The sequence below is a fragment of the Methanococcoides sp. DA23 genome (assembly GCF_057593895.1).
The window spans coordinates 1120941-1134984 of record NZ_CM172520.1; the positions used below are offsets into that span (position 1 = coordinate 1120941).

10 protein-coding genes are annotated in these 14044 nt (G+C 39.7%); 4 read left to right on the plus strand and 6 right to left on the minus strand.

Going from position 1 to position 14044, the window contains the following annotated elements; all coding sequences use genetic code 11:
• Positions 1-129 precede the first annotated feature (129 nt).
• Both AC20MK_RS05525 and AC20MK_RS05530 read right to left on the minus strand, forming a co-directional pair.
• The gene (locus tag AC20MK_RS05525; RefSeq protein WP_487356971.1) at positions 130-1719 is read right to left on the minus strand and encodes a Mur ligase family protein; all 1590 of its coding nucleotides are present in this window, start codon (positions 1717-1719) and stop codon (positions 130-132) included.
• A complete protein-coding gene (locus tag AC20MK_RS05530) occupies positions 1716-2879 on the minus strand; it encodes a poly-gamma-glutamate biosynthesis protein PgsC/CapC (protein ID WP_487356972.1) in 1164 nt (387 codons plus the stop codon). Before AC20MK_RS05530 ends, AC20MK_RS05525 begins: the two co-directional genes overlap by 4 nt.
• Before the next feature lie 420 nt (positions 2880-3299).
• Between AC20MK_RS05530 and AC20MK_RS05535 the strand changes: the two genes are divergently transcribed.
• From AC20MK_RS05535 to AC20MK_RS05550, 4 genes are all read left to right on the plus strand, one after another.
• Entirely contained in the window at positions 3300-5315 is a 2016-nt protein-coding gene (locus tag AC20MK_RS05535) for an ATP-binding protein (protein WP_487356973.1), read from the plus strand.
• Positions 5316-5533: 218 nt separating this feature from the next.
• On the plus strand, positions 5534-6382 hold the full coding sequence (locus tag AC20MK_RS05540) for an EamA family transporter (protein WP_487356974.1): 849 nt from the start codon (positions 5534-5536) through the stop codon (positions 6380-6382).
• 133 nt (positions 6383-6515) lie between these two features.
• On the plus strand, positions 6516-8219 hold the full coding sequence (locus AC20MK_RS05545) for a PAS domain S-box protein (protein ID WP_487356975.1): 1704 nt from the start codon (positions 6516-6518) through the stop codon (positions 8217-8219).
• 24 nt (positions 8220-8243) lie between these two features.
• Entirely contained in the window at positions 8244-8492 is a 249-nt protein-coding gene (locus tag AC20MK_RS05550) for an ATP-binding protein (protein ID WP_487356976.1), read from the plus strand.
• Between the two features lie 136 nt (positions 8493-8628).
• On the opposite strand, the gene AC20MK_RS05555 is transcribed toward AC20MK_RS05550, so the two are convergent.
• From AC20MK_RS05555 to AC20MK_RS05570, 4 genes are all read right to left on the minus strand, one after another.
• Positions 8629-10773 (minus strand): PAS domain S-box protein, encoded by a 2145-nt coding sequence (locus AC20MK_RS05555; RefSeq protein ID WP_487356977.1) that lies wholly within the window; start codon positions 10771-10773, stop codon positions 8629-8631.
• 254 nt (positions 10774-11027) lie between these two features.
• Positions 11028-11903, minus strand: a complete 876-nt coding sequence (locus tag AC20MK_RS05560; protein ID WP_487356978.1) for a glycine betaine ABC transporter substrate-binding protein — start codon at positions 11901-11903, stop codon at positions 11028-11030.
• A gap of 77 nt (positions 11904-11980) precedes the next feature.
• Positions 11981-12811 carry an ABC transporter permease gene (locus AC20MK_RS05565; RefSeq protein WP_487356979.1) on the minus strand — a complete coding sequence of 277 codons (831 nt, stop codon included), beginning with the start codon at positions 12809-12811 and terminating at the stop codon, positions 11981-11983.
• Positions 12812-12814: 3 nt separating this feature from the next.
• Positions 12815-13984: a quaternary amine ABC transporter ATP-binding protein gene (locus tag AC20MK_RS05570; protein WP_487357070.1), complete on the minus strand. Its 1170-nt coding sequence runs from the start codon at positions 13982-13984 to the stop codon at positions 12815-12817.
• Positions 13985-14044: the final 60 nt, after the last annotated feature.

Below are 14044 nucleotides of genomic sequence, written 5' to 3' on the forward strand. Positions count from 1 at the left end.
AATATACGATTGTGGTATTCTCTGATAAATGGCTCCTATGCCCTTTATTGAAATGATCTTTGACCTTTTTGTCTCTCTGATATGCATCATAAGGTCCTATTACATAGTATAATTCATCCATTTCATGAATTAAACGAATTTTGTATTCACTTTCTCCAGGGTATCTACATGAGGTGAATAATGAGTGTTGTCTCCCATTCGGACTCTTTTTGAGATCTCAATTTCCATCTGTCTCATAAATTCATCTACTGTATTGCCCATAAGAATAATGGGGATGCCTACCTTTTCCATTTCATCGAGGACCATGGATACATCATCACTTGTACTGAACTTACGTGTTGGAGCTTTTAGATTTCTCGCAAACGGAGCAATAGTACGCCCGGCAATGAAAACCTCATCAATGTAGCCTTTCTCAAAAAGATAATTGAGGTAGTTCACAAAGGAGAATGATCTGCCCCTGCGCTCGTCCCTCAGGTATACAAATGGAAGTATCTTGTTCTTCCCGGCAAGTTGCTGGCGTATCATCTCAGTGCTTTCAACATCGTTTACCTCAGCCGCATTGAAGAGCGTACAACCATCGAGTTCCATCCAGCTGGGTTGCATGGACTTAAGATATGCATCCAGCTCATCAAAGGGAATGGGAACGCTACCAACTTCATCAAGAACGTAGTTTAAAGAATGTATTGTTTCAGCACCTAAAAGACCAATGTGTTTTTTCGGAATTTCCACATTCTTGACAGTAGCCCCACGTTTTTCGATCTCTGTTCTCATGTAATCCTGCAAAACCTCATTCTGCTCACAATTAATAACAACAGTGCCCTTTGGTATCGAACGGGCAAAGGCTCGTGCGATTTCACTTTTATCTTTGCCAAGTGTGGAAAGATGATCCTGTCTCACATTGGTGATCACCACAATATGTGGTTTTACAAAGACCTCATTTACCATCCTTGTGGTATATTCAGTAATGGCCTGATTTTCAAAGATAGCGATGTCCTTCCTATCATCTGGCGAATAGGACTCGATGACAGGCACAAACTCCTGATAACCACGCATGTTCTCATAAAGGGTGACGTTTGGACCCATTCTTTCGATCGGTACTACAAATCCATTGATGATAAGATGAGGGCGATTTCCTGTTACCTTGGCCAATGTATTATAGCCACGCCTTGTGAATATCTCCGAAAGACGGTGAACAGTGGAAGACTTTCCGCGGATCCCTACCACATCAATGCGGATATCGGTCATATCCAGAAGATCCCGGTGCTTACGACCTCTTTTAAAGATACACCCAAAACAGTTCAATGGTCCATGTTTCTCTATCTTGAAAGTAAGCAGATCATCACTTTCATCCATTACAAAGATCTTGAGTGCACCAACCATGTCCCGAAGTAGTTCCTTGCGCTTATCTTTAGCTTCTCCATATATCTCAAAGTGCTTTGCACTGCATGCAAGGGTATTGCCACTACAAAATGTCAAATGCCAGTCCTCAGAATCAGCATTGGCAATTTCCATTGAAGGAAGTTCATCAAGGTTTACATCTTGATATGCGCCTATTCCCGCAAGTCTTGCAGCCATTGCTCGGACACGATCAACTTCTCTCCAGGCATCAGAAGAACTTTTGAACATCTTACCACTGTAAGCAAGGATCTCCTCTTTATTCCGTAATCTCCATGTCCATCCGCCTGATCTATTATATATCTCATAAATTGCCCGTTTCATTCATCTTCCTCCGAGAACAGTGAAGCATTCCAGACATGATTATCCAGTGGTTTGGGAACCCAGTTGTATTTTACAAATAATATGGAGATGATAGCTGCCACGGCAACTAGAAGTAACTGTACTGCACCAAATTCATGGAATATGCCCTGAGGTTGTCCTTTGCCAAGAGCTCTTGCAAGGACTATAAGCGGTGCCAGCAGGGATATCTGCAGGGGTACGAACAATTTTCTTTCGGCAGGAGATGTGACATGAAGGTTATATGCATTCAAACCTGCGATCAATCCAAGGAAGAATATCGACAGACCACGCGACATCGGGATGATAAACACAAATGGAATTGTCAGCAGCAGCGAAATTGAAGCTCCAAGCCCAATAAGATTCCTTCCATAGAGCAACGTTGTTTTCTGTATCAGAGAGATACCAATGAAAGAAACAAAAAGATTGACAAAATAAAGTACAAAGAACCACTTGTTCTCAAGTGCGAATATGGCAAGTATGGCCATTGAGACCACGCCTAGGCGTATGCCTGCATTCTTCCTGACGAACTCCGATAATATCAGGGATATCATAAAAAGGATAAATGCAGAAAAACGATCGATTATCGCAGGTGCGGGATAAGTATCAACCGTTGCATTCCTTAAAACTGCCAGATCAGATGTTGGACTAAAAAGAACTGGGGGTGTGAGTCCACCTATCGCTTCACTGAGAAAGGGATTCACCAATACCCAGGCTGCTACCAGAAGTCCAATAAATATAGTACAAGATGCCAGAATATCATGGAACCTATACTCTGGCTTTATTCTGGAATAATTATAAGCTGCAAGTCCTGGGAGGATACTGCCAAAGAAGACAATATCGGTAAGGTCGTATCCAATCCCTTTCATGAAAAAAAGCCCTGCAACAGGCAGTACTGAACCAAGAAGCAATGTTGCAATAAGTTCATCCCTACCATAGATCATAGTATTCTTTTGCAGGTAACGCATTCCCAGATATGCAACTATGGTACCCACAAGGAACAAAGGTAGCATAAGAAAATTCTTACACGTATAAACAGCAAGAACAGGTACAACTATCACCCCTCCAAGACGATAACCAAATAACTGGGAGAGTATGATGACCGAGGCAATTCCAATGACCGCAAGTAAGACTGCAAGAAGCATAATATATAAATGATTTTATTATATATGAATTATTTCATAAGTATTGCAAAGCTAGACTCATTCATTCATGCACACCCTCTTGTTTTTCGAGATCGAGTAGCATTATATAAATTAATTGGAATCTAAAAAAAGAATTCTATATTAAACATAAGGGCTTCCTGGAGGTTAGTATCTGTGGATTTAATATCTTCAATTATCTGTTCATCTTTTTATTTGATGATTGATTCAAGTTATGTCATTTTGTCTTCATTATCTAGCAATTTATGGTTTTTAGGGAAGTCTGATAAATGCCCTTGTGTTTGACTTTTTAAATAAAATACGATGTGTGGGATATTATTTATATTAAATAAGAACTATTATGCTCAGGGGATAATATTTTCGTGATGCTGGTAAATTTACTATGTTGTAGGGGAAGATGATATGGAATTTGAAAATGATCATTGTTTATCGATCCTCATGGATTCCTTAATTGCTGGCATTGTGATCATTGATCTGGAAACTCATGAAATAATTGATGTGAATGCTGCAGCTTCTGAGATGATCGGTAGACCGAAAGAACAAATTATTGGTCATATATGTCACAAATATATCTGTCCTGCAGAACGAGGAAAATGTCCAATTAGTGACATGCAATTAATAATCGATAAATCAGAGCGTGAACTGCTGGTCGAAGGTGACAAAAAAATTCCTATTTTGAAAACTGCAACGCTGGTGAATAGAGATGATTGTAAGGTTATTGTCGAAAGTTTTATTGACATATCACATATAAAAAATACAGAATCGCGCCTTGTGAAGAAGCTTGAAATTGAAAAAGTAGTATCTTCTATTTCTTCTTTGTTTGTTCTTTCTGATGATATTGACCTTAATATCGATCAAGCTCTTGAGGATATTTCCAAAATATGTGAGAGCAGTCGAAGTTATATTTTTCTGTTCAATGATGATGGAAATACGATGGATAATACGCATGAATATTGTAAAAAAGGTACTTCATGCCAAAAAGAAAATCTTCAGGACCTCCCCTTGGATATGTTCCCTTGGTGGATGAAAAAACTCAATAATGGCGAATCAATTTGCATCGGCGATGTCTCAGCTTTACCCGAAGAAGCATCGTCAGAGAAAGAACTACTTGAAATACAAGATATCAGATCATTGCTAGCTTTCCCCCTTCATATAAATAATAAGCTTGCTGGGTTTATCGGTTTGGACAATGTGGTTGATATTGAAGAGTGGGCAGAAGAAGACATTAGCCTTTTACGTATGGTGGCCAACATTATCGGGGCTAGCCTCGGGCACAAACAATCAGAGAGGGCACTTAAGGCTAGTGAAAATAAGTACCAAACGCTAGTCGAAAAAGGAAACGATGGGATAATTATTCTTCAAGATGGTCTAATAAAATATGGGAACCAAACGATGGCGAATATTACTGGCTTCTCTATCGAGGAAGAACTCGAAAAACCTTTCATTGATTTTATTCTACCTGAATGCAAAGAAGTGGTACAAGAAAGGTACATTAAGAGATTGAGGGGTGAAGAGGTCACCACTAATTATGAGATCGAGATCATCTCAAAGGATGGGGGGAGAATTCCAGTGGACGTAAGTCCATCTGCTATTGAATATGAAGGTCGGCCAGCAGACATGGCAATCATAAGGGATGTTACTGAACGCAAGAAAGCAGAAAATGCAATGATCCATGCAAAACTCGTTGCAGAAGCTGCCAACCAGTCCAAAAGCGAATTCCTTGCAAACATGAGCCATGAGCTGAGGACACCTTTAAATTCGATCATTGGTTTTTCGGATGTGATCAACAATGAAACTCACGGTTCTTTGAATGATTCTCAGAAGAAATACATCTCTAATGTTCTTGGTAATGGTAAACATCTTTTGAATATTATCAATGACATTCTGTCTATCTCAAAGATCGAATCTGGCAAGATGGAACTTCACATAAGTGAATTCTTCGTATCCGACACTATTGATGAAGTAGAAGCATTGATGATGCCTATTGCATTAGAGAAAGATATCGCCATGAACTGTGAAATTGACATTGGAATGCCTGCTATAAAAGCAGACATGGTCAAATTCAAGCAGATCGTTTACAATCTCGTAAGCAATGCCATCAAGTTCACCGATCAAGGGGGAGCAGTGACTATCGGGGGTAGGATCTCAGAGGACTTCATGCATATTTCTGTTAAAGACAATGGAATCGGCATTTCACCAAATGATCAGGATAAACTGTTCAACCCTTTCTTTCAGGTAGAATCTTCATTCAATAGAAGCTATGGGGGCACTGGTCTTGGCCTTTCGATCGTTAAGAAATTTGTTGAAATGCATGGTGGAGATATCTGGGTCGAGAGTGAAGTTGGAAAGGGAAGTACGTTCACTTTTTCCATTCCAACTGATCCTCTGAATTCGAACCTTCAGAATATCAATATATGATCTGCTGAATGATCAATTTTTATCTTTTGATTTCATTATAGGACCGATTTCTGCTTCTCTTATTTGAAGATCCGTAGAAGTGTTAACAAGTTCTGCATCTCAAAATAATGGTTCATATTGTTGCTTAACTAATTAGCAGTATGTTGCCATACAAAAAAGTAAGGATATAAATCCAAGCAGATACAATACAATATAGTTATTCTCGGAGAATCAGATATATGATACCTGTCGAATTCCTTGTGGTTTTTTTTGGCCTCATGTCAGCTATGTGCTGGGGTGCCGGAGATTTCAGTGGAGGCTTTGCATCAAAACGTGCAAATGTCTATAGTGTTGTTCTGATAACCCAGATCGTTGGTATTTTCCTTCTTGCCTTTTCAGCTCATTTAATGGCAGAAAAGATGCCGCCTTTTGGTGGTATGGTCTGGGGAGCTGTTGCAGGAGTTTTCATAGGCATTGGACTTCTGGCCCTTTATCGTGGTCTTTCACAGGGTAACATGGGATTTGTTGCCCCCATTTCGGCAATCGTTGCAGCTTCCGTACCAGTCATCTACGGTACTTTTTACGAAGGACTTCCTGCTGTTCATCAAATGATAGGCTTTGCTTTCGCACTTGTAGCAGTCTGGCTCATTGCAGGTGGAGGAGATGGACACAGTAAAATCGAACGTACCGATCTCATACTTCCACTGATAGCCGGAATGGGATTCGGACTATTTTTTATATCCATCGACAAGGTTAGTGATACGGCTGTACTCTGGCCTCTTACCGCTGCCAGGATAGCCGCAGCTATAACATTGATCACATTTATAGCGCTGAAAAGGGAGGTCTATATACCACCCAAAAGCGTCCTTCCCATAATCATCATTGCTGGAATCTTTGATACAGGAGGAAACACCTTTTTTGCCTTTGCATCTCAGGCAGGTCGACTCGACATAGCATCTATTACGTCTTCCCTCTACCCCGCAGGGACAGTTTTGCTTGCATGGTTTATACTCAAAGAAAAGCTTTCTTCAAAACAATGGTTAGGTTTAGCTGCTGCTTTGATTGCGATCATATTTATCTCGTCTTGAAAGTCAATGCCATCTTCATTCCATATTTTCTTTGGTAATTGTATAATATATTCAATATAATGACGACTACTATATATAATATAAATTTATTTATTTTATACTGAAAATATGACCTGTTGAGAGATAATCAAATATGAATGGAATAGAAGATGTTCTGACTAATTTATCTGCCGAAGAACCTTATAATATTCCTGCTGGATCGTTTGAAGGTCCTGGGATCTTAAATTCTATTTTTGAGAATCTTCCTCTGATTCTGGTCCTTGTCAATAAGGAAGGTCGAGTTGAAAACATCAATCGTGCTGCCTCTATTACATTAGGAAAGGAAAATAAAGATAGCATTGGTCTTCTTGGTGGCGAACTGTTTGGATGTATGAATTCGTTGAAAGAAGAAGGGTGTGGGAAAAACAGAGTATGCACAGAATGTACTGTGCGAAATTCTGTAATGCACACTTTTGAGACCAGTGAGAACATTTACAAAAAGAAATGTGAATTGGAAATAATGACCAATGACCGGTCTGCAACAATTCATTTTTTAATTTCAACTATTCTGATAAAGCAAAACAACGAACCAATGGTTTTGCTCAATGCTGATGACATTACAGAACAGAAGCTGTCTGAAAAGGCACTAAAAGAAAGCGAGACCAAGTATAAAGAGTTGGCTGATTCCTTGCCCCAAACTGTTTTTGAAACTGATCTACAAGGAAATCTCACATTCGTAAACAATCATGCATTTGAAATGTTCGGTTACGCCCAGGAAGACTTTGCCAAAGGTTCAAATATTTATCAGACACTGATCCCCGAGGATCTGGATAGGGCTAAACTGAATGTAGAGAAGGTTGTGCGTGGAAAAGATCGAGGGGCTAACGAATACACAGCTCTGAGAAAAGATGGCAGTACATTTCCTATCAGCATATATTCAAGCAGAATTGTTCATAATGATAGAACAATAGGTATTAGGGGAATACTCGTAGACATCAGCGAACACAAGCAGATAGAGTCTGCTTTACAAAAATCGGAACATAAGTTCAGAACATTTTTTAATAATTCTAATGATCCAACCCTAATATACGATTTTGACGGCATCATCCTGGAAGTGAACGAAGTTGCTTGCGAATTCACGGGTTATAGCAGAGATGAACTGCTGAATATGTCGATAATGGACCTGGATTCTTCTGAATATGCATCAAGCATACCTGATAATATCAAGCAATTACAAAAGGGGATGTGTTCCATATTTGAAAGTGTATCAATTTGTAAAAACGGTACTCTTATCCCCATAGAACTAAGCAATCGCATTATTGAGTATGATGGTAAACCAGCTGTCCTCTCAACTTCTAGAAATCTCACAGAGCGGAAGCAAGCAGAAAATGCAATGATCCATGCAAAACTCGTTGCAGAAGCTGCCAACCGTACCAAATCTGAATTCCTTGCAAACATGAGCCATGAGCTACGCACACCTCTTAATTCCATAATTGGCTTTTCACAGTTGCTAAATAACAATACTTACGGTAACCTGAATGAAAAGGAAATTAATTATTCATACAATATTATGGACAGCGGGAAACACTTACTGGATTTGATCAATGATATTCTTGAGATATCGAAGATCGAAAGCGGGAAAATAGAACTTGAATGTGAAAAGTTTAGTTTATCTTCCTTCCTTCGTAATATGGAATATATAATTAAACATCTGGCAGATAAAAAGAACATTGAGATCTGTAATCAGTTTAGTTCTGAAAATATCGAAGTGTATGCTGATAAATTAAGGATGAAACAAATATTGTCTAATCTATTAAGTAATTCCTTGAAATTCACACCTGAAAATGGTTGTATATAGATCAATGCTGTTGATTGTGACAATATGTTGGAGATCTCTGTGTCAGATAACGGTATTGGAGTTCCTAAAAATAAACAAGATGAAATATTTGATACCTTCAAACAGGTGGATTCTTCAATTGCCAGAAGTTATGGGGGCACTGGTCTTGGGCTTGCAATTGTCAAGAAATTTGTTGAAATGCATGGCGGAGATATCTGGGTCGAGAGTGAAGTTGGACAAGGAAGTACGTTCACATTTACAATTCCAATTGATCCTGAAAACACTTCCTTTTAATTGACTTTAGTTCGAATGTGATCGTCTTCAGCAGACTGATCTTTTTTCATAGCTTATGTTCTAAATTTATGATCGCTATTTCTCGGATGTGTGATCTTCATATCTGTAAATTTGTTCGTGAATATCCCTGCTCTGCTTAAAGATCAGCCTTTTTCAGAGTTACCCAGAAAACACTACCCTGTCCTTCTGGATTGTCACTTACTCCCACGTCGCCCTCATGTAGCTCCATGATCCTTTTCACTATCGCAAGGCCAATACCTGTTCCCTTGATGTTACCTTTGTTAACACGTTTGAACCTGTCAAATACCAGAGGCTTATCTTCATCTGAAATTCCTTCGCCTGAATCGGTAATGCTTATTTTCCAGAACTCTCCTTGATCAGCAACATCAACTATAACTTTTGTTTTTTCCGGGCTGTATTTTATAGCATTTGAAAGAATATTTGCAAACACATCTTCTACCATGGGGTCAGCTTTCACAAAATAAGGTCCTTCAAGATCGAGCTCAATTGACATTTCTTTTTCGTCTGCCTGTTTTTGAATATACATGGCAGATGACCTTAACATCAATTCCAGATCAAAGACCTTTAAAGTAATTTCATCCGACTCCTCCAGCATTGAGAACTTTGATGCTTCTTCTATCATGAGGATCAATTTTGAGGTGACGCTTTTCAAACGCTTTATCTTGGTGACTTTATCAGGGTCCTTTTCTGTTTCCAGTAACACACCAACATATCCATTTATGAAGCTTATAGGATTCATCAGGTCATGACGCATGATATCAGCAAAAATGGTCTTGAGTTCATTCGAACGCTCAAGTTCTGCTGCATATTTTGTCAGCATATCCTCATCTTCTTTCCTCTTAGTGACATCACGGATCACTCCACCAAAATAACGACCATGTTTCGAATTCCAGCTTGATATTGAAAGTTCAACTGCGATCTCAGAACCATCTTTTTTCAATCCCTCGATCTGGACAGTTAGGCCAGTTATATCTGACCCATTGAATTTATTTTTATGAGCTTCCCTATATCTTTCCGGGATCAATGTCAAAAGATTGGAACCTATTGTTTCATCCCTATCATAACCGAATATTGATTCAGCTCTTTTATTCCAGTAAACGATCTTTCCTTTGGAATTCACGATCATAACTGCATCATGTGCAGATTCGATAACGGCTCTGAAGCGATCACTACTTTCCTTTACTATAAACTCGTTTTCAAATATGTCTTGAGCAGTTCTCTTCAACATAAAAAAGTAAAAGGAACACAATAATACGAAGAGCAAAATTGATCTTACAATTAATGTTTTCAAATTTTCAACGAACAGGTTTTTTTCTGCTGTTATATCCTGTCTGATCAGCATGAAACCGACTTCATCGCCTGAAGCATCATTTAATGTAATTGATGACGTATGCCATATAGTTTCATTATCTTCTATTTCAAGAGAATTACCTTTCGTTATAGATTTTTCTAATTCGATGGGCTGTTCAAAAGCAGTCGATAAAGGAACTGTGCCATAAATAATAACTTTTGAAGAATATCGGTCCCACTCTGCTTCCCGGTCTGATCGAAGCATGCCATTTTCCCAGTTATCCCTATCAAGAGAATCCTTGTAGATAAAAACGGTCAACTCAGCACCCGTATTTTCTGAGATGGAGTTGAGAATATCCTCTATTTCTTTGCCAAGTTCTATGTAGCCGATCAATGTTCCATTGGAATATACAGGTTTTACAGCACGTAGGGTGAAAAATCCCAGTGAACCAAGTTCCACTCCAGTAACAACATTCCCTGTTCTTTCAGCTTCGAGTAGGGTGAATCTTTCAATGGAGCCTCCTCTTTGATCAGGTCTATGTACCCTCAACACATTTATCCTATTACGATCCTGATAATAAAAGTGGGTTATATCATGGACCTGAGATAGTCTCTCATATATATTCTGGGAATTTGTTAAAAGAGTATCAGTGTCTTGCTTTTCCAAGGCATCGATCAAAGGTTCATTTACAGCGATCCAATCCAATTCAGTAACCATGCTAGAAGATTGTTTCTCCAAGGTTATTTCATACTCATTCTGAACGAGATCTATTGTTTTCTGGATCCCATCTTCCATTTGTTGATCCTGCTGCCACCATAGTAAAACTGAAAAGGAAGCGATCAATATCAATGCTGTAAGAAGTAATGGGATCAATAATTTCCATATAATTGGACTCGAAGATGAGACTTTGTCTAATGGTGATCTTTTCTTATCACTTACATCGAGTTTATTTCTATCACTTAGGACCATATTTTCCTATATACCTATTGAAAACCAACTTAATATCAATTAAGTAATATATTATATAAATTATATGCATAACTAAAAAATAAAGCATGCAACATTTGAGTGCACAGTTTATTTTGGAATTTCTAAAGAGCCAGATTTTCTGTTCTTTAGAGATTCTTTACAATAAAAAAGATACAAACCTGTTCGTAGAAAACGATAAATTCTGATATTTTTATGATATGTATAAAATTAATAAAAAAGAAATGAGAGAGAAGTTATAATTCTTCTCCCAGCCATTCGTTTACCTTTTCAGGATTATTCTCTATCCACTTTGCTGCTGCATCCTCAGGAGCCATTCCACTTTCCATATCACTCATCACTGACTGTATGTCCTCATGGGTCCAGTGGAATCTTGTGAGTACGTCATAGACCTCTGGCATGTCTTCTTCAAGACCTGTGCGAGCAAGGGTCTCTACATTATCTGCCTGACCAAAAGCTCCTTTTGGATCATCAAGGTACTTCAAGTCCCAGCGACCAAATGACCAATGTGGGGACCAGAGTGTAACAACGATGGGTTCTTCATCATCGATAGCTTTGCGAAGCTGTGCGGTCATACCTGCGGTACTACTTGAGACCAACTTGTAATCCAGATCATAGGCCTCGATCGCATTCTCTGTGTTCTGCATGATACCTGCTCCAGGGTCTATACCGATGATCTCTCCGTCAAACAGTTCCTTGTTTTCGTTGAGTTCTTCGATGGAATCTATCTCTACATACGCTGGTACAACAAGTCCCAGAGGACAGTTCTCAAGGTTGTTTCTGACACTGACCAACTGGTCTCCATACTGGTTCCAGTAGTTCTCCTGTGTTACAGGTAACCATGCGGATGTTGTGAAATCGAAATCTCCCTGTGCGACTCCCAGATAAAGGGCGCCTGCATCCACTGCAACGATCTCAACATCATAGCCCTTTTTCTCAAGAACCTGTTCGATCACATTCGTGCTTGCTATTTCGCCGTCCCATAGAACATATCCTACAGTTACTTCCTTTGATTCTGTATCAGTTCCATCTTCCTGTTGGACACATCCTGCGCCAACAAGGCTTATTGCAATTAGCAATACCAGTAATAATGATTTTATTTTTCCGTTCAATATATCACAAACACTATTTTTTTATTTATGAGGTAATATGCGGTGGTTCCGCAATAAAAATAAAAAGATAAGGCACCTCATTTTGGTGTGAGGTGCTGCGTGAACCTGTCGAGTATGATCGCAATGATCACAATTCCAAGTCCTGCTTCGAATCCCTGGCCTATATCTACCCTCTGAATCCCGATGAGTACCTGATATCCCAGACCCCTTGCACCGATCATGGCAGCTATTACTACCATTGAAAGGGAAAGCATGATGCACTGGTTCACACCGGCCATTATGCTTGGCAGAGCAGTTGGCAGTTCCACCTTGGTCAGTTTCTGCCAGGGTGTTGATCCAAATGCATCTGCGACCTCGGTAAGTTCCTTGGGCACCTGTTGAATTCCCAGGGTAGTAAGTCTGATCGCAGGAGGCATTGCAAAAACGATGGTTGCAACAAGTCCCGGAACATTTCCAAGCCCGAAGAATATGACCGCAGGGATGAGGTAGACGAACGATGGCATTGTCTGCATCAGATCGAGCAGAGGTTTGATGGCGTGGTATGCAAATTCATTCTTTGCTGAAATTATTCCCAATGGTATTGCGATAATTAATGCAAGGAAAGCCGATGTGATCACAAGGGAAATAGTCTCGATGGATAGTACCCATAGTCCCATGTTCTCTATCAGAAGCAGACCAACCGTACTGCCAATCGCAAGTTTTAGGTCCTTCCTGCCGATGAAATATGCAGCGATACCAATTATCAATGCAAATACAATGGGGGGGAACAAGAGCAGTGCATCATTAAGACCGGATATCATGTAATCTGTTATATCGCTAAATATATCCAGCAATATTCCAAAATCATCTTCTATCCAATTGACCACTTTTTCCATACCTTCACCTATCGGTATTTTTGGTATTGCCATTGATCACACCTCCTCTATCGCAAGTGCACCAAGTACACTTCCCCTCACAATTACTCCAAGGAGTTTTCCATCCTCCTTTGTAACTGCAATCGGCGAACTGGTTTCTATTGTCGGGATAAGTTCGTTCAAAGGTGTATCTAAGTGGGTTACTGTGACATCGCTTGTCATGACGTCCTTTATGGTCTCCCCGGTTTTTGAACCAATTACTGCATCATCAACTGAAATAATACCTTTCAGATGCTTCTCCCTGTTTACGACGAATATGGATGATATGCCATGTTCTCTCATCAACTGCAAGGCTACTTTTGGACTGGAGTTCATTGATACAACAGGATCGGCACGTTTCATGACCGATTCTGCAGTGAGGATCTTTGTCCTGTCCACACCTGCTACGAACTTAGATACATAATCATCTGCAGGTTCTGTGAGGATATTTTCAGCAGTGCCTATCTGAGCTATCTGACCATCATGCATGATCATGATCCTATCACCCAGTTTTAAGGCCTCATCAAGGTCATGGGATACGAAAACGATCGTTTTCTGCATCTTCTCTTCCAGTGCAAGCAATTCGTCCTGCATCTCGCTTCGTATGAGGGGATCAAGAGCACTGAAGGCTTCATCCATCAGCAGTACGTCTGGATCAGTTGCAAGAGCCCTTGCAAGTCCGACCCTCTGCTGCATTCCTCCACTGAGCTGGGATGTTTTGCTATCTTCATAGCCTTTGAGGCCAACTGTCTCGATAGCTTCCTTTCCCTTAGCATCTCTCTCTTCCTTAGATATGCCCTGTATCTCAAGACCGTATGCAACGTTATCAAGGACAGTTCTATGGGGAATGAGTGCAAAATTCTGAAACACCATTCCCATTTTTTTCCTGCGTATCTCTCGCAGTTCCTCAGAATCTGCTGTGGCCACATCATCACCATCGAGAATTATGTTTCCGGCAGTTGGTTCTATGAGGCGGTTTATGCATCGCAAAAGAGTGGATTTTCCTGAGCCGGAAAGGCCCATTATCACAAAGATCTCGCCTTCATATATATCAAAATTGACGTTGTAAAGTCCAACGTTCTGTCCTGTCCTTTCAAAAATTTCACTTTTTGAGGATCCGGTTTCAATGAGAGAAAGTGCTTTCTTGGGTTTTTTCCCAAAAATTTTAGTTAGATTTCGTACTTCGATTTTTTTTTCCTACTTAATATTAAAATCTCCAGTTAACATTGGATACTAGCCCAACGCTGG